Below are 17,004 nucleotides of genomic sequence, written 5' to 3' on the forward strand. Positions count from 1 at the left end.
TATAAAAAAAGATGGCCTCGGGAACCACTCCGAAGCCACAATCAACCTAAACCTAAACTTAACTATGAAAAACTCTTATTTAACTCTTTCTACATATTCGCCTGTACGTGTATCAATTCTGACTTTGTCGCCTTGATTGATAAACAATGGCACTTTAATCTCTACTCCGGTCTCTAATGTCGCATACTTCAATGCATTTGTCGAGGTATCGCCTTTAACTGCAGGCTCAGAGTAGGTTACTTCTAACTCCACATGCGAAGGTGCTTGCGCCATAATCGGCTCGTCACTTTCAAATGCTATAATTACATTCATGCCTTCTATTAAGAAACGCATGCTTTTTCCGAATAGTATCTTTGGAATATTGAACTGTTCAAAAGTCGCATTATCCATTACTACAAGGGCGTCACCATCTTCATACAAATACTGGTAATCGCTCGTTTCCACACGACAAATTTCTACCTCTTCATCCACACGAAATCTGTATTCAACCACTTTACCGGTCCTAACATTTCTCATTCTTGCTTGATAAAAGGCTCTTAAGTTACCCGGCGTACGGTGAAGATACTCTTCGACCTGTACTAATTCTCCGTTGAAACGAAGGATGTTACCGCTCTTTACTTCCGATGCTTTTGCCATTTGGTTTTGAAATTTTGCCGGTAATCACGGCCGTTTTTCGTGCCGCAAAGGTACAGACAGTTATCCAATTATACAATAGTTAATTTGAAATTTATTTGTAATCAGTGATTTGGACAAAATCCTGACAAAATGAATACTCATGTTCCTGATTTGAGCCAATAATTACGAGCCTGTTTGCCGTGTATTTACCTATCAATTCATGGTACCAATCTACCCCCTGTTTGTCCAGGTTCGAGGTAGGCTCATCTAAGATTAGTACGGGTGTATCTGCGCAGCAGGCAAGCACTAATTTGGTCCGCTGCTTCATCCCAGAAGAGAAATACTTTAAAGCTTTATCCTGTGACCTTGCCAGTCCCAGAAGGTCCAGAATGGCGCTTTTATCCACTAATGGGTGTGGCTCTTTGAATTGAAAATGAAAGTCTAGAGTCTCCTGAAGTGTAAACTCTTCAATAAGGTCCAGGTAAGGTGCGGCAAGACTCATTTTGCTGTAAACAGCTTCCGGGCTAACCACAGTCTCGTCCTGATAAGAAATTTTCCCTTCGGAAAGGGATAAGCTCCCCAGTAAAACGCTAATCAAGGTTGATTTTCCTGAGCCGTTCGGACCAAGAACCGCATAGTTCCCAAAGGGTTTAAACGAATAATTTAAGTTTCTGAAAATCCACTCCTGATTAAATCTTCTGCCGACGTTATCTAAAGTAATTTCCATGAATGGTCTATTAGCTCCCTGAGCCATAGCCCTTCATCACGCCCCTATTGGAGTTACGTATGAAGTCTACAATCTCGTCACGAATCTCCGTTGGCGCAAATTCAGCTTCGATCATGTCTAATGCTTTCGTTACGTTGTTGTTTTTCACAAAAAGCACCCTGTAAATTTCTTGAATTTCATTGATCTTCTCTGACGAGAAACCTCTTCTTCTTAAGCCTACGGAGTTAATTCCAGCATAAGAAAGTGGTTCCCTCGCCGCTTTTACATAAGGTGGTACGTCTTTTCTTACCAATGAACCGCCTGTCACGAAGGCATGCGCACCAACTTTGACAAATTGATGTATCGCGACCAAACCCGCCAGTACCACATAATCGCCAATGGTAATGTGCCCTGCTAATGTAGTGCTGTTAGAAAAAATACAATAGTTGCCGACTTCGCAATCGTGCGCGATATGCGAATAAGCCTGAATAAGACAGTTACTACCAATTACAGTTTTCCACTTGTCTTTAGTTCCTCTATTTATGGTTACACACTCTCTGATCGTGGTATTGTCGCCGATTTCAGCCGTAGTAACTTCTCCAGCGAATTTTAGATCCTGAGGTATTCCGGAAATGACCGACCCAGGAAATACCCTACAGTTCTTTCCGATTCTGGCGCCATCCATAATGACAACATTAGAGCCTATCCAGGTGCCCTCGCCTATTTCTACATCTTTATGTATCACAGCAAATGGCTCAATAACAACGTTATCGGCAATTTTTGCCTGGGGATGAATGTACGCTAACGGTTGTATCATGTTACTGGTTCGCTTTCTTTAACTTTAACTATTTGGGCCATCATCTCTGCTTCTACAACAACTTTGCCACCCACCATTCCAACGCCCTTCATTTGCGCAATTCCTCGTCTTATCGGTTCCATCAGATCACATCTGAAAACAATCGTATCGCCGGGAGTAACCTGTGCCCTGAACCTTACATTGTCGATCTTTAAGAACAAGGTAAGGTAATTTCTTGGATCAGGAACTGTACTCAATACTAATATTCCTCCCGTCTGTGCCATTGCCTCAATCTGAAGAACGCCTGGAAATACCGGCGCTCCCGGGAAATGCCCTTTAAAGAATTCTTCGTTCATTGTCACATTCTTTACGCCCACAACGTGTGTTTTGGACAATTCAAGAATCTTATCAATAAACAGAAAAGGTTGCCTATGTGGCAAAATATCCATGATCTGAACAACATCGTAAAGCGGCTTTACTGATGGATCATACACATGCTGTGTTTTTTTATTCTTCTCTTTTTTGATCGCTGCTTTGATCTTTTTGGCAAAAGCAACATTAGCCGCGTGACCAGGTCTCGCTGCCATAATGTGTCCTTTCAAATGCACTCCAACCAAGGCAAGGTCACCTATCATATCCAGCAATTTATGTCTTGCCGGCTCGTTCTGGTACCGCAGCTCCATGTTGTTCAAAATGCCCTGAGGAGCAACCTCTATTGCAGTCCTGTTAAAGATCTTTGCCAAATGGTCCAGCTCTTCTTTAGTAACCTCCTTATCAACAATTACAATAGCATTGTTTAAATCTCCTCCCTTGATCAGGTTGTTCTGAAGCTGGTATTCCAGTTCATGAAGGAAACAAAACGTTCTGCAGGAAGCAATTTCTTTTTTAAATTCAGCAATGCTCGAAATTCCTGCGTGCTGACTTCCCAAAACCGGTGAGTTATAATCGATCATACAAGTGAACCTGTAGTCGTCTAGTGGCATAGCCACAATCTCTACCTTACGGTCTGGCTCTGTATACGTAATGTTATGCGGAATTTGGAAGTATTCCCTATCTACTGCTTGTAACTGCATCCCTGCAGACTCTAATGCCTCTAAAAACAGGATTGCGCTGCCATCCATGATCGGCGTTTCAGGACCGTTAAGCTTAATTAGCACGTTATCTAAATCCATCCCAACCAGGGAAGCCATCACATGTTCTACAGTGCTTACACTTGCGCCATTTTGAGAAATAGTAGTTCCCCTTGCAGTATCCGTTACGTTATCGCAATCTGCGTCAACAATAGGACTACCCGGAAGATCGATTCTTTGAAACTTAAAGCCATGATTCTCCGGCGCAGGACAGAAAGTCAAGGTGACATTTGCGCCAGTGTGCAGACCAACGCCTTGTACGGAAACCTCTGATTTAATGGTTTTTTGTTTAACGTTCATGGCTGCTATAGTGTACTTTTATTTTCTTTAATTATTTCGTTTAACTCGACGATCGTCGCCTCTAAAGCTGCCACTCGCTTAACAATTGCGGGGAGCTGTTTAAATATGACGGAAGCACGCATCCAATCCCTTAAAGGTTGGGCCGGACTACCATGCCATTGTTTATTCTCTTCTGTGGTGTTAAAATTTATACCGGCCTGAGCGCCAATCTGTGTGCCTTTTGCCAGCGAAAGATGCCCTGCGATGCCTACCTGACCACCAATGACCGACTTTTCGCCAAGTTTGCTGCTCCCACTGATTCCTGTTTGAGCTGCAACAACGCTGTGTTCTCCAACGTCTACATTGTGCGCAATCTGGATCAGATTGTCAAGCTTCACTCCTTTTCTAATGAACGTGGAACCCATGGTCGCACGATCTATAGTAGTATTGGAACCGATCTCAACGTCATCCTCTATGATCACGTTACCAATCTGAGGAATCTTGGAATAAGTTCCGTCAGGCTGTGGGGCAAAGCCGAAGCCATCACTCCCAATTACCGTATTCGCATGTATAGTTACCCGGTTACCAATAATAGATCTGTTGTAGATTTTTACACCTGCATTGATGGTACAATCCGCGCCGACTGTCGAATCGGCAGCAATACTTACCTGCGAATGGATTTTGGTATTGTCTCCAACTTCAACATTCTCAGCAATATAAGAGAATGCTGCGATGTATACATTCTTACCAATTTTGGCCGTCGGATGTATAAAACTTGGCTGCTCTATACCGGTATGGTTGTTCATTTGAGCGGCAACCTCGTTGTACTTTTCCAACAGAACAGAAAATGCGCTATATGGATCTGCAACTCTAATTAACGTACTGTTTATCTCTTGTGATGGTACAAAATCCTGGCCTACAACAACTACCGAAGGGTTGCTAGAGTATAAAAAGCTTTCGTACTTTGGATTCGATAGAAAACACAATGAGCCGGGTTTACCGCTCTCTATTTTTGAAAGCTCCTGGACCTTAACGTCTTCATCTCCTTCAATGGTTCCATTTATAAACTCGCTTATCTGCTTGGCAGTAAATTGCATTTTACAAAGTTATATGTTAAATTGATATGAACAAATAAACCTATTTGGGAGAAGGCTGCTTTCATTCAAGTATTAGAACACTAAAAACGAGATTAAATATCTATTATTTTGTTAAATAATGCTAAATGATTCTGGGATAACACAAGATGTGCTTTTTGACGGTCTTATCCAGTGATTCTAAGTTAGATAGATCAGAAGCCTTAGCAATGTCAATGGTGGTCCTATTCTTCAACAAAATGTTGATGTTGCTATCGGCGGCATTATAAGCTCTATTGCTGATTACATCTGTAAAAACAAAATACCGGCCCTCTTCAACGGTCAAATTCCATGCTTGCTCTGTATCTTCTCTAAAGCGTTGCACGCGCGCTGCATCTGGAGCATCGTTGGTGATCTCCACCTTATACAAGTTTCTATCGGTTAGCATTTTACAAAGCCTGGAAAGGATCTTGTCGGGCTGCTCCCTCCATGCCTTGATGGAGGCGAAAATATCCTGATCATCTAACTGGACGAATTGCTCCAAATGGATCTCCGAGTTAAAAAAAGCTTCTTCTGTGATCTGGTTATTTAAAAAGTGCGCAAGCGCCGGGGTAGCAAATAGTATGGTTCCGTTCGACGATAACTCCTTTGCACGTTTTAATATCTTAACCAGAAGTTGTTCACCGGCGATTACCGTTTTATGCAGGTAAACCTGCCAATACATTAGCCTCCTGGAAGTGAGGAAGTTTTCAATAGAATAGATTCCTTTTTCTTCGATAACCAGGTTGTCGTCAAGAACATCAAGCATTTTAATGATCCTGTCAAAGCTAATCACACCCTCACTTACCCCGGTAAAAAAGCTATCCCGGTTAAGATAGTCCATACGGTCCAGGTCCAGTTGTCCGGATACCAGTTGCGTTAAAAAGTTCTTATGGTATTTCCCTTTGAAGATAAGGATCGCCTGTGTTAGTTTTCCTTCAAACTGAACATTCAGCTTTTCCATGATCAGCATGGAAATATCTTCATGTTTAATGCCGTTCACTAAGGAGTGCTCCAATGCGTGAGAGAATGGACCATGGCCAACATCATGGAGTAGAATCGCAATTTTAGCAGACTCCTCCTCTTCTTTTGTGATTTCGTGACCCTTACCACGCAATACATCAATGGTTAGTCCCATTAAGTGCATGGCTCCTAATGCATGGTGAAATCTTGTATGTAAAGCGCCGGGATAAACCAGGTGCGTCATGCCCAATTGCTTGATGTACCTAAGCCTTTGAAAGTAAGGATGGGAGATCAGATCAAAGAGTAATTCGGAGGGGATGGTGATGAAGCCATAAACTGGATCATTAATTATTTTCTTTTTGTTCAATATTCAAAAATAAATTATACGGTACAAAAATTGCTATTTTTATCGATACTAAGAAAGAACTAGTTTCATTTCAACGTTTAATTTACATCATATAAATAATATAATGCAGGAAACCAAAATCCTATGGGCCGATGATGAGATCAACTTATTAAAACCACATATACTTTTATTGAATGAAAAAGGTTACCATGTAACCACCTTTACCAATGGCAATGATGCATTAGATGCCTTCAAAAACGAATTCTTTGACCTCGTTTTTTTAGATGAGAATATGCCTGGAATGAGCGGATTGGAAACGCTTACCGCAATAAAGAACATCCGCAATGATGTTCCCGTAGTACTGATCACCAAGAGTGAAGAAGAAAATCTGATGGAGGATGCCATCGGTTCTAAAATAGACGATTACCTCATCAAACCTGTTAACCCGAAACAGGTACTGTTAACTATAAAGAAGATCATTGACAATAAGCGCCTGGTGAATGAAAAGACATCGATGGCTTATCAACAGGATTTCAGAAGACTGGGGATGAGTTTAAATGATAAGCTCAGTTACGAAGAATGGGTTGACATTTACAAAAAGTTGGTATTCTGGGAGTTGGAGCTTGAAAAGTTAGATGATCCACAAATGCATGAGATCTTAACCATGCAAAAGTCTGAAGCGAATACCCAATTTTCTCGGTTCATAGAAGACAACTACCTGGGCTGGGTGAATGGGAAAGAGAAAGCGCCATTACTCTCGAATGAGTTGCTGAAGAAAAAGGTGTTCCCTTTGATCAATAGCACCACTCCAGTATTCTTTATCCTGATAGACAACCTTCGCTACGACCAATGGCGAATCATTAATCCATTGATCACTGAATATTTCAAGCTGGATGAGGAAGATACGTATTCCAGTATCCTTCCTACAGCAACACAATATGCCAGAAACTCCATATTTGCCGGCTTAATGCCATTAGAAATGGAGAAAAGGTTTCCTTCGCTTTGGCAGAATGACGATGATGAGGGAGGTAAAAATATGCATGAAGAGGCTTTTCTTGCAGATCAGATCAAGAGAAGCGTTCGTAAAGACTGCAAATTTAGTTACCATAAGATCCTTACCTACGATGATGGAAAAGCGCTTAACGAGCAACTGAACAATCTAATGCAAAATGAGTTCAATGCCATTGTTTACAACTTTGTTGATATGCTTTCACACGCAAGAACAGAGATGCAGATGATTAGAGAACTGGCAAATGATGATGCGGCTTACCGTTCGCTCACGCTTTCCTGGTTTGAACATTCTCCACTTATGGAGTTACTTAAGAAGATCTCGCAGAAGAACGTGAAGGTAGTCATCACGACAGATCATGGTACGATCAGAGTAAAACACCCAAGTAAAGTCATTGGGGATAGAAGCACCAACACCAACCTGCGTTACAAACAGGGCAGAAATCTTAACTTCAATGCAAAAGAAGTATTTCTCATTAAGAACCCTCATGAAGCACAGTTGCCTAAGATCAACATCAGCTCTAACTACATCTTTGCTAAAGAGGATAAATATTTCGTTTATCAGAATAACTACAATCAGTTTGTGAACTACTACAATGAGACGTTCCAACACGGAGGTATTTCCCTGGAAGAAATGATCATTCCCATAGCTACATACAGCAGTAAATAAAATGAACATTACGCTGAATAGCCTCCTCGACCTGGAGGAGGCTGCTAAAACACTGTTAGACTTCAATAAGCAGAACAAGATGTTCGTCTTTTACGGCGAAATGGCTGCTGGAAAAACAACGTTCATCAAAGCAATCTGCGCCGAACTGGGCGTCCGGGATACGGTTTCAAGTCCTACTTTTTCAATTGTGAATGAGTATGAAGGGAATGGACAGAGGATCTATCATTTTGACTTTTACCGCATAAATACCATCCAGGAAGCATTTGATATTGGTTATGAAGAATATTTCTATTCGGGCGATATTTGCCTGATCGAGTGGCCGGAGAAAGTTCAGGAACTGTTACCCGAACATTATGTGAAGGTAGAAATCAGCACGATTGACCTGGATAAAAGAACGCTTTCAATTAGTAACGTATAATTGATAATTGGTCACATTCAGTTATTATACGTAATTTAAAACAAAATTTTACTCGAAGAAATGGCTACAGGATTACGCGAAGGAATGGCTCAGATAGCTCAAAAAGGCTTACTGCAACCCAAAGAAACTTTGTCGGAAATAAATAAGAGAAGCAATAGCCTGAACATCGGGATCCCCAAAGAGATTTCTTTTCAGGAGAACCGCATTCCGCTTACTCCATTATCCGTTGCACTACTGGTTAACAACGGACATCGGGTAGTCATTGAATCTGGTGCTGGGAACGGCGCCAATTTCTCAGATAAGGATTATAGCGAACAAGGAGCCCAGATTTCATTTGATAAAAAGGAAATCTTTGCCGCGGATATATTGGTCAAAATTGCCCCTCCTATGCTAGAGGAAATTGCCTTAATGCATAAAGGGCAAACGTTGATTTCAGCCCTACAGATGGGTGGATTAAAGGAAGCCAGTCTTAAAGCCCTGATGAACAAGAAGATTAACGCGCTTTGTTTTGAGAACCTGAGGGATGAGGGTAATGTTTTGAGCGTAGTCAGGGCAATGAGCGAGATTGTTGGCGCCACCTCAATATTTATTGCTGCAGAATATTTAAGCAGTGTTACCGGAGGTAAAGGCTTAATGCTTGGTGGCTTCACGGGTGTACCTCCCACGGAGATTGTTATTCTTGGGGCAGGAACTGTTGGTGAATATGCGGCCAGAACCGCCCTATCCCTTGGCGCAGAAGTAAAGGTCTTTGACAGTTCAATTTATAGATTAAGGCGTTTGCAGAATAACCTTGGAAGCAGGGTATTTACCTCTGTTATGCAACCTATAGTCCTTGAAAAAGCGATCACGACATGTGATGTCGTCATTGGTGCTATCCGGGCGTTAAATGGCCGAAGTCCATGCCTGGTGATGGAGGAAACGGTTGCACGCATGAAGCCCGACGCTGTGGTGATTGATGTAAGTATTGATCAGGGCGGTTGTTTTGAAACCTCGGAGGTGACAAACCATGAAGACCCCGTTTTCCGTAAGCATGATGTGATCCACTATTGTGTGCCCAATATAGCTTCAAGAGTGCCTAGGACAGCGTCTTATGCTTTAACCAATATATTCACCCCAATTTTGGTCGACATAGGTGAAATGGGCGGCTTAATGGGTGTTGTGTGGGCCAAGCCTGGGATTAGGGATGCGCTGTACATTTATCAGGGTCATCTGACTAATAAGGATTTGGCAAACCGGTTTAACATCCCATATAAGGATATTGAGTTATTGGTGGTGTCTAATCAGTAAGCTTTTTGCTAGTAATTCTCGTGGATATAGGTCATAATCCTCACCATTTCTTTTCGTACATCTGATGTGGGAACCACAAAATTGTTGTTAAGAAAGGAGAACAGATAGGTTTTACCCTTTTTAGTCAGCACATATCCACTTTGATTGTGCACGTTGGCCAGCGAGCCTGTTTTGCCGAATACAAAAGGTTGTGTCGTTTTAGGGTAGGCGTTTCTTAACGTGCCTGACATTCCTCCTGCAGGCAGCATTTTAAATAATCTTTTTGGATCATTCACCTCCTTATAAATCATATCAAGAAGTTTAATCACTGATCTTGGTGTCACCAGGTCATATCTTGAAAGCCCTGATCCATCAGCCCAAATGAATTTATCAGGCAGCTCAGTAAGGTATGTTTTCTGAATATGCGCGATTGCTTTTTCGCTACTTAGTTCTTGCCCCAACTTATCGGAATACACCAAAAGCAACTGTTCTGCGATAAAGTTATCACTTGGCAGCATCATCTCCTTTAACACAGAGTCGGACTTGATACCGTATACTGTTTTTGCATTGGCAGGCATCAGCATTTGAATGGTTTCCACTGTTTTTCCTAAGGTATCTGACAGAATTTGAACGGTTGTGTTTACACTTACTTTGAACGGCACCTTCTGGTTGTAATTCGCTGCGGGCGCTACTGTTGGATGTGTAAACTTATTCTCTGTAAAGCCTCTTGTTACACTAAATGTGCTTGCCTTTGAGGTTGGGTCTGCGCTTGTAAGGGGCACGAATGCTTTTGGACTAATTGTTAAGGATCCGTTTTTAAAGGCATAGTCGACCAGGTTATCCATCAGTGGAAACTCGTCTATTTCTGCCTGGTAGTAGTCGTTATAATCGTCCCATTGCCAACCTTTGCCATAAAAGCTCCCTTTATATCTACCGCTGGCGAAGAACAATTTCTTACCGGATGCTTTCAGGAAATTATAGGCCTTGACGTTCTTTAGTTGCGACTGTAGGTTGGATGGATCGCCGGTTCCCCAGAAGATCAGCGAATCTCCTTTCTCGATATACCGAAGGGAAGGTATAGAATCAGGCAGCATCTTCAGACCGGCGTAAAATGTGAAAAGCTTGGTATTTGACGCTGGGGTAAAATACTTGTCTGCATCCTGCTGGTACACCACTATTCCTTTAGCAGGATCATAAAGTTCAAAGCCTGCTTGATACTTTTTAAGCACCTCAGACTTCTGAAATACGTTTGACACTTTGCGAGCCATTTGTCGCTCTGCAGAACAGCCCGTGAGCAATAAAGAAAAGGTGCCGAATAGCGTTATGCCCTGGAAAAGATTTTTAACCATGTAAAAGTATTTATACCGGTCACTAATTTATAAAATAAGTTTTAGGAAAACGCTTCAGGGTATAAGGACGTTACAATTTAGCATGATTTGCATTTGTTGATACTTCCGGTATTTATTCGTGTTCTACTGTATGTCTCCTCCCCCTTGGGTAATCGTTGCCAGGCCCTCTCTAGGGCTAAGGGATATACCAACGCCCTAGCAAGGCCCTAGCAACCCCCTAGCAACGCCCTGGAAACCACGAATAAACACCAAAAAAAACAGTCATATAAATATTTAAGCTTTATCTTTCAGGTATGTTTAGAAACCCCCTTCTTATACTGGTATTACTCGGACTCTCTTCTATTAGCCTAGCTCAGAATCAGGATTCATTAACCTTCGTACATACAAAATGGAAAAAGAAATCAATTGGAGCTAAATCCCGGCTGATCACTCATCACTTTAATACAAAAAACCTTTTTTCAGCCAATCAGAATATCAGCTATATCGAGGTCAAGAAGAAAAGAGCTGCTGAGTTTGCTATCGGACAAGAATTGAAGGTATTAAAGCCTACCCCTGCTTTTGGGATTGAGGCCAATGCAGTTGCTGCCGTTAACGGTACCTTTTTTGACGTTAAAAATGGGGGCTCAGTTGACCTGATCAAAGTGGATGGAATAGTCGTTGCAGAAAACAGGCTAGAACCTTCAGGAAATAGGGCAGCACATCAACAAGCTGCTGTTCTAATTGAAAATGGTAAACTAAGTGTCAGAAAATGGGACGGTTCTCCAACTTGGGAGCTGGAAGAGAAGGCGCCGAATATGATGGTTACCGGTCCGTTGTTGTCAATAGATCAGGTCGAGGCCAATTTGGATTCCGGTTCGTTTAATGTCACCCGTCACCCCAGGACGGCCATTGGAATAAAACCTAACGGAAGAGTTATCCTGCTTACTGTTGATGGAAGAAATGACAATTCAGCCGGAATGAGTCTGTTTGAGCTCAGGAATATTATGAAATGGCTTGGATGTACGACATCCATAAACCTCGACGGTGGTGGATCTACGACGCTTTGGGTAGCTGGTGAAGGAGAAAATGGCATTGTCAATTACCCTACCGACAATAAGAAATGGGATCATAAAGGAGAACGAAATGTTGCGAACACAATCCTTTTAAAGAAGAAGCGTTAATTTAGGCGCGATACTTAAGATATAATGAATAAAAAACTACTGCTCTCCACACTAAGCCTTACTGTTCTCCTTTTAGGCTGCGGAGAGGACCCACAAAAACTTAGAGAGAAAAAGATTGGCAAGAAGCTGGATTTTACAGCGATCGTTGGCATTAAGTATTACGAAGTAAAGAGGCGTTTCAGTACAGGATTGTCATTCAATGAAATGGGATTCCAGCAGGAACCGACCTGGATGATTCAATTTAAATCTAGCGATACGGTCTCTGCATGGAGCCCACAGAAACAGCGAATGCAGCCGTTCTATCTGCTTTTTGATCATGGTAACGTGTATAATTTTGCAAAGGAATACTTTAGGATCAAGAAAATCAGCAAGGACAGTTTATTGTTTCAGCGGTTGCATTTGAAAGGTAAAGAGATATCAAGTGATATCAGATCAGACGTCAACATTGTTTACTATAGTGAGGATTACATACAGAACACACTAAAGACCACGGTCCCTGAACTACAGAAGCCTACCCGAGCAGATACCGTTTATATTAAAAATCTGAGAGCGAAATCTAAAAAGGATCCGGCAAGCGCAAAGACAGCATTCGCCGGTCGGCAGCCAGTAGTTTTCACACCAACCAGCCCTATAGCTAAGGTCAAAAAGATTTCTACTGTAAACACGTTGATGGGAAGAACGGAGTCTTACGACTACCTGTTTCCTAAATACCGGTTAGAGATTTCAAATGCTTATCAGGACTTTGCTTATGAGCTATCGGCGGTCGTTGATGATAAAGGTCGGATTCACATGACCCAGCTTTATTTCATACAGGCTGAATTCCTCGAGTCCAAGAAAAAGGCTGTTCAAGGGATATTGGACGTTTATGTCCGGAACCTTTTTAAGGTAAGACCGGGAAGCACGTTAGGTATGGCCCACTCAAGTGAAATCAAGCTGATTCTGGTAGGTAAAAAGTAACAAAAGCTTGCGGTTTCTACCTATATTCACCAAAAACAGAAGCTATTGCATTTTAATTGAAAAATATATCTGTACATTACACACTTAATTATTTAATACATAATACAATGCAAGAAGGAACAGTAAAATTTTTTAATGTAACTAAAGGTTTCGGATTCATTATCCCTGCAAACGGAGATAGCGAGATCTTTGTACATTCAACAGGCCTTATCGATGAAATTCGTGAAAACGACAAAGTTGAGTACGACGTTGAAAGCGGTAAAAAAGGGTTGAATGCGATTAATGTTAAAGTAATCTAGATTATTAAAAACATAATTGTGCAGAGGATGACTTAACGGTCATCCTCTTTTTTTTGGCGCTGAAGTTTTTAGAATATTTTCTAACTTAGTAGGTATACCCCCCAGTCTATGAGCAGCAACTATGATCTTCTGGTTTCTAAAATCAATGAATTCACTCAGAAGTTCTATCTGAACAAGTTGCTTAGGGGAACTATTTATGCCATCTCCTGCATCCTGGGATTGTTTTTATTGCTTTTCCTATTCACTTATTATTCAAACCCGGGCATCGGCCTTAAAACCGTCCTATTCTTTAGCTACTTGTGCGTTTCCGCATTGTTGATCTGCTATTGGGTGGTCATTCCAGGCTTATCCTATCTGAGTTTAGGGAAAAAGTTAACGTTAGATGAGGCTGCGAAATTAATTGGAAATCACTTTTTCAATGTAAAAGATAAGTTGCTGAACACGTTACAGCTAAAAGCGCTGGCTGACAAGAGCCCGGAGAACAGTCTGTTAATCCTTGCTGGTATCGATCAAAAGATCATGGAGTTAAAGCCTGTTCCATTTACTCAGGCCATTCGTTTGGCTGAAAACAAGAAATACATAAAATACTTCCTGTTACCGCTTTCTATTATCATTTTTATTGGGATCATCGCTCCTGCAGTGCTCAAAGAAGGCACAACCGTTTTGTTCAATATGATAAGGAAATACTTCCGATAGCCCCTTTTAAGTTCAATATCGAAAGTAAAACCCTTAGTTTTATACAGGGTGACGACGCAAAAATAGCTTTGAAACTTAGCGGAGATGAAATCCCTCAGGAAGTTTACCTATCTGATGGACTGAACACCTATAAGTTAGAAAAGACAAGCACTACGACTTTTACCTATACCTTTAAAAACATTCAAAAAGGTAAGCGAATACAATTCTCTGCAGGAGGTTTTAATTCAGAGACATTTACGTTAACCGTAAATGCAAGGCCTTCCATAATAAGCATGAAGGCACTTTTAACGTACCCTTCTTACCTCAGAAAAGCCCCTGAGGAAATTCAAAATGCTGGTGATATCCTTGTGCCAGAGGGCACGATGATTACCTGGAATATTGTAGCAGAAAACAGCTCTTCACTAAATTTTAGGATTGGCAATGAAAGGCACGAACTAACCACCACTGATAAGGATTTCAGGTTTAGTAAGAACATCCGTAACGATCTTTCGTATCAAATAAATCCAAAAAACTCCTTCGTAAGCACAAACGATTCTCTTTTGCATCAAATTACCGTGGTAAAGGATGAGTATCCTGGTATATCTGTAGTAGAAAGTCCAGATTCTATTTCGAGTAAAGCCATTTATTTTTCAGGAAAGGTCTCCGACGATCATGGCTTTAGCGCATTGCTCTTTACGGCTAATGTTAAAGAAAATGGAACCACCAAAAGCTCAATCAGAAAGCCGATCCAAATCAAAAGGAATGTATTGGAAGATTCTTTCTTTTATGTTTGGAATATAGCGAATGAGCCGTTAAAGGGCGGTCAGACGGTAGAATACTACTTTGAAGTAGCGGATAACGACGGGGTAAATGGAGCGAAGAAAACAAAATCTGAGATTAAGCTCTTTGAAGCACCAACGGCGCGACAAATTACCGAAAAACTGAATACAGGGAGCGCCAACTTAAAGCAAGAGATGGAAAAAGCGATAAAGCTTGCGTCTGACGTTGAAAAAGAAAGTAAGAAACTAGGAGCGGCTTTGTTAGACAAAAAACAACTTTCTTTCGAAGACAAGAAGCAGGTTGAACAACTATTGGAAAAGCAAAAGCAGCTGGAGGCCAAGGTTGAAGAGATCAAAAAGCAGAATCAAAAAAACACGGTCGTAAAGGAAGAAAACAACGTTTTGAAGGATGACCTAGCTGCAAAGCAAAAGCAAATTGACGACTTGTTTAACAATGTTTTAGATGATAAAACCAAGTCACTGCTACAAAAGCTGCAGCAGATGATGGACGAAAATAATAAGGATCAGGCTCAAAACGAGTTATCTAAAATGCAGATGGACGATAAATCATTAAAGAATGAGTTGGACCGGATCCTTGAGTTGTACAAGCAACTTGAATTTGAACAAAATCTGCAGCAGAACATAGATCAGCTAAAAGATCTTGCCAAGCAGCAGAAAGACCTTGCACAGCAAAGTAAGCCGAAGGAGGCCAAGGCTCAGGATCTGAAGTCAGCTCAGGAGAAACTCAACCAGGATTTTAAAGATTTAAAGAAAGAACTTCAAAACATCGACAAGAAGAACCAGGAACTAGAGCGGCCAAATGCCTTTAAAGCCCCTGAGCAGGAAGCAAAAAACATTGAGAATAAACAAAAAGAAAGCAAAGAGGAGTTAGATAAGGGTGATAAGAAAGATGCTGCTCAAAGTCAGGATGAGGCGGCCGAGCAAATGCAGCAGATGGCTAAGAAGATGGAAGAGATGCAACAGGAATCTTCAGAGGCAGACAACAAGGTAAATGCGGGCGAACTGCGCCAACTTCTTGAAAATCTACTAAAGACATCATTTGATCAGGAAAAGGTGATGTTGGCCTTGAGAAACCTGAATTCTGGCGACCCGCTTTATACGAGTAATGTTCAGAAACAAAGGGCAATTAAAGACAATCTGAAGACCATTTCAGATAGTTTATTCGCGCTGAGTAAGCGGGTACCGCAAATTGAATCGGTAGTGAATGAGGAGATGCAGAAGATTAATTTGAATGTAGACAAGAGCCTTGAGAACCTGGGTGAGCGAAATACTTCCAGCGCTAACCGGAACCAGCAATATGCGATGACATCGATCAATAACCTTTCTTTGATGTTAAGCGAAGCATTGTCACAACTTCAAAATGCCAAAAAGAATTCTAAAGGCGGAGGCAAAAGCAAGGGAAGCATGAAACAGCTTCAGCAAATGCAGGAACAGTTGAATAAAAACATGCAAAATGCCCGCCAGCAGATGGAAAAGAATGGCAACCAGGGGAAAGTACCAAAAGGACAGATGAGCCAGGAATTTTCCAAAATGGCACAGCAGCAGCAGATGATCAGGGAAGCGATGCAGAAACTGAACAGGGAGCAGAACAAAGATGGTAAAAATGGCATGGGGAACCTCAATAAGATGGTTGAGGAGATGAAGAGCACAGAAAACGATCTGGTTAACAAAAGAATTGAACAGCAGACCTTGGATCGTCAGAAGAAGATTTTGGATAAGATGCTTGATGCAGAAAAGGCAGAGCGAGAGGAAGATGAGGATGTAAACAGGGAGGCAAAAGCGGCAAAGGAATTTCCTCCTTCCTATAAAAACATGTTGGAAAAGTATAAGGCTCAGCAGCAATCTGAAACAGAATGGCTTCAGAAACTGCCGCCAGGTATGAATTACTATTATAAGAATAAGATTACGACCTACTTTAAATTGTTAAATTCGCCGAAATAATTCTTAGCATGTCTGCAAGTTCCATCCATTTTTTTACAGAAGATGTAAATTACGTTATCAAACAAAAACGAATTCTTAAGGAGTGGTTACTGTTTGTAATTGAAAACGAAAAGTACGCTTTGCAGGAACTGAACTTTATACTTTGTTCGGATGATTACTTGTTGAATTTAAACCAGCAATATCTTGATCATGACACCTATACGGATGTGATCACTTTTGATAATTCCGAAGAACCGAAAACTATAACAGGAGATATTTTCATTAGTATTGACCGGATAAAGGAAAACGCTGCTACAGTAGGCGTTTTAGCCAAAGATGAACTTCACAGGGTGATGGTGCACGGAACCTTGCATCTACTCGGCTATAAAGACAAAACAAAGGCCGCTAAGATTCAAATGACTTCCATGGAAGACCAATACCTGGCTGTTCTCAATAAGACGCTTACAGCGCTTTAAATTCATGCCTTTCTTGTTTTCTGACAAAACGTTGAGGTACGGGACGTTCTGAGTTCATG

Annotated in this window: 16 protein-coding genes; 9 read left to right on the forward strand and 7 right to left on the reverse strand. The window is 41.3% G+C overall.

Annotated elements, in window-relative coordinates; genetic code table 11:
• Positions 1-75 precede the first annotated feature (75 nt).
• From efp to WKF66_RS01630, 6 genes are all read right to left on the reverse strand, one after another.
• Positions 76-636: an elongation factor P gene (gene efp, locus WKF66_RS01605; RefSeq protein ID WP_489672652.1), complete on the reverse strand. Its 561-nt coding sequence runs from the start codon at positions 634-636 to the stop codon at positions 76-78.
• 91 nt (positions 637-727) lie between these two features.
• Complete coding sequence (locus tag WKF66_RS01610; protein WP_489672653.1) at positions 728-1,342, reverse strand: ABC transporter ATP-binding protein; 615 nt, start codon at positions 1,340-1,342, stop codon at positions 728-730.
• A 10-nt stretch (positions 1,343-1,352) separates the two neighbouring features.
• Complete coding sequence (lpxA, locus tag WKF66_RS01615) at positions 1,353-2,138, reverse strand: acyl-ACP--UDP-N-acetylglucosamine O-acyltransferase (RefSeq protein ID WP_489672654.1); 786 nt, start codon at positions 2,136-2,138, stop codon at positions 1,353-1,355.
• A complete protein-coding gene (locus WKF66_RS01620; protein WP_489672655.1) occupies positions 2,135-3,547 on the reverse strand; it encodes a bifunctional UDP-3-O-[3-hydroxymyristoyl] N-acetylglucosamine deacetylase/3-hydroxyacyl-ACP dehydratase in 1,413 nt (470 codons plus the stop codon). Before WKF66_RS01620 ends, lpxA begins: the two co-directional genes overlap by 4 nt.
• 5 nt (positions 3,548-3,552) lie before the next feature.
• On the reverse strand, positions 3,553-4,623 hold the full coding sequence (gene lpxD / locus WKF66_RS01625; protein WP_489672656.1) for a UDP-3-O-(3-hydroxymyristoyl)glucosamine N-acyltransferase: 1,071 nt from the start codon (positions 4,621-4,623) through the stop codon (positions 3,553-3,555).
• 121 nt (positions 4,624-4,744) lie between these two features.
• Positions 4,745-5,968 carry an HD domain-containing protein gene (locus WKF66_RS01630; RefSeq protein WP_489672657.1) on the reverse strand — a complete coding sequence of 408 codons (1,224 nt, stop codon included), beginning with the start codon at positions 5,966-5,968 and terminating at the stop codon, positions 4,745-4,747.
• Positions 5,969-6,071: 103 nt separating this feature from the next.
• On the opposite strand from WKF66_RS01630, the gene porX reads away from it, so the two are divergent.
• From porX to WKF66_RS01645, 3 genes are read left to right on the forward strand one after another with little or no spacing between them, the layout of a single operon-like run.
• On the forward strand, positions 6,072-7,625 hold the full coding sequence (porX, locus tag WKF66_RS01635) for a T9SS response regulator signal transducer PorX (RefSeq protein WP_489672658.1): 1,554 nt from the start codon (positions 6,072-6,074) through the stop codon (positions 7,623-7,625).
• Between the two features lies 1 nt (position 7,626).
• Positions 7,627-8,043 carry a tRNA (adenosine(37)-N6)-threonylcarbamoyltransferase complex ATPase subunit type 1 TsaE gene (gene tsaE, locus WKF66_RS01640; protein ID WP_489672659.1) on the forward strand — a complete coding sequence of 139 codons (417 nt, stop codon included), beginning with the start codon at positions 7,627-7,629 and terminating at the stop codon, positions 8,041-8,043.
• A 60-nt stretch (positions 8,044-8,103) separates the two neighbouring features.
• Positions 8,104-9,330: an alanine dehydrogenase gene (locus WKF66_RS01645; RefSeq protein ID WP_489672660.1), complete on the forward strand. Its 1,227-nt coding sequence runs from the start codon at positions 8,104-8,106 to the stop codon at positions 9,328-9,330.
• Positions 9,331-9,338: 8 nt separating this feature from the next.
• On the opposite strand, the gene WKF66_RS01650 is transcribed toward WKF66_RS01645, so the two are convergent.
• A complete protein-coding gene (locus WKF66_RS01650) occupies positions 9,339-10,658 on the reverse strand; it encodes a D-alanyl-D-alanine carboxypeptidase/D-alanyl-D-alanine-endopeptidase (RefSeq protein WP_489672661.1) in 1,320 nt (439 codons plus the stop codon).
• A gap of 293 nt (positions 10,659-10,951) precedes the next feature.
• Between WKF66_RS01650 and WKF66_RS01655 the strand changes: the two genes are divergently transcribed.
• The 6 genes from WKF66_RS01655 (at position 10,952) to ybeY (ending at position 16,945) form a co-directional block, all read left to right on the forward strand.
• On the forward strand, positions 10,952-11,818 hold the full coding sequence (locus WKF66_RS01655; RefSeq protein WP_489672662.1) for a phosphodiester glycosidase family protein: 867 nt from the start codon (positions 10,952-10,954) through the stop codon (positions 11,816-11,818).
• Between the two features lie 24 nt (positions 11,819-11,842).
• The gene (locus WKF66_RS01660; RefSeq protein ID WP_489672663.1) at positions 11,843-12,775 is read left to right on the forward strand and encodes a hypothetical protein; all 933 of its coding nucleotides are present in this window, start codon (positions 11,843-11,845) and stop codon (positions 12,773-12,775) included.
• A 107-nt stretch (positions 12,776-12,882) separates the two neighbouring features.
• Entirely contained in the window at positions 12,883-13,074 is a 192-nt protein-coding gene (locus WKF66_RS01665; protein WP_008241764.1) for a cold-shock protein, read from the forward strand.
• A gap of 108 nt (positions 13,075-13,182) precedes the next feature.
• Positions 13,183-13,770, forward strand: a complete 588-nt coding sequence (locus tag WKF66_RS01670; RefSeq protein WP_489672664.1) for a hypothetical protein — start codon at positions 13,183-13,185, stop codon at positions 13,768-13,770.
• 68 nt (positions 13,771-13,838) lie between these two features.
• Positions 13,839-16,490 (forward strand): DUF4175 family protein, encoded by a 2,652-nt coding sequence (locus tag WKF66_RS01675; RefSeq protein ID WP_489672665.1) that lies wholly within the window; start codon positions 13,839-13,841, stop codon positions 16,488-16,490.
• A gap of 8 nt (positions 16,491-16,498) precedes the next feature.
• Positions 16,499-16,945, forward strand: a complete 447-nt coding sequence (gene ybeY, locus WKF66_RS01680) for an rRNA maturation RNase YbeY (RefSeq protein WP_489672666.1) — start codon at positions 16,499-16,501, stop codon at positions 16,943-16,945.
• The last annotated feature ends 59 nt before the right edge of the window (positions 16,946-17,004 follow it).

This window comes from Pedobacter sp., assembly GCF_037719805.1.
Lineage (GTDB): Bacteria > Bacteroidota > Bacteroidia > Sphingobacteriales > Sphingobacteriaceae > Pedobacter.

Bases quoted from the DNA above. Each gene is read 5' to 3' on its own strand.
- efp (WP_489672652.1), bottom strand. From the start codon at position 636: ATGGCAAAAGCATCGGAAGTAAAGAGCGGTAACATCCTTCGTTTCAAC.
- WKF66_RS01645 (WP_489672660.1), top strand. From the start codon at position 8,104: ATGGCTACAGGATTACGCGAAGGAATGGCTCAGATAGCTCAAAAAGGC.
- WKF66_RS01655 (WP_489672662.1), top strand. From the start codon at position 10,952: ATGTTTAGAAACCCCCTTCTTATACTGGTATTACTCGGACTCTCTTCT.
- tsaE (WP_489672659.1), top strand. From the start codon at position 7,627: ATGAACATTACGCTGAATAGCCTCCTCGACCTGGAGGAGGCTGCTAAA.
- WKF66_RS01665 (WP_008241764.1), top strand. From the start codon at position 12,883: ATGCAAGAAGGAACAGTAAAATTTTTTAATGTAACTAAAGGTTTCGGA.
- ybeY (WP_489672666.1), top strand. From the start codon at position 16,499: ATGTCTGCAAGTTCCATCCATTTTTTTACAGAAGATGTAAATTACGTT.
- WKF66_RS01650 (WP_489672661.1), bottom strand. From the start codon at position 10,658: ATGGTTAAAAATCTTTTCCAGGGCATAACGCTATTCGGCACCTTTTCT.
- lpxA (WP_489672654.1), bottom strand. From the start codon at position 2,138: ATGATACAACCGTTAGCGTACATTCATCCCCAGGCAAAAATTGCCGAT.
- lpxD (WP_489672656.1), bottom strand. From the start codon at position 4,623: ATGCAATTTACTGCCAAGCAGATAAGCGAGTTTATAAATGGAACCATT.
- WKF66_RS01670 (WP_489672664.1), top strand. From the start codon at position 13,183: ATGAGCAGCAACTATGATCTTCTGGTTTCTAAAATCAATGAATTCACT.
- porX (WP_489672658.1), top strand. From the start codon at position 6,072: ATGCAGGAAACCAAAATCCTATGGGCCGATGATGAGATCAACTTATTA.
- WKF66_RS01620 (WP_489672655.1), bottom strand. From the start codon at position 3,547: ATGAACGTTAAACAAAAAACCATTAAATCAGAGGTTTCCGTACAAGGC.
- WKF66_RS01660 (WP_489672663.1), top strand. From the start codon at position 11,843: ATGAATAAAAAACTACTGCTCTCCACACTAAGCCTTACTGTTCTCCTT.
- WKF66_RS01610 (WP_489672653.1), bottom strand. From the start codon at position 1,342: ATGGAAATTACTTTAGATAACGTCGGCAGAAGATTTAATCAGGAGTGG.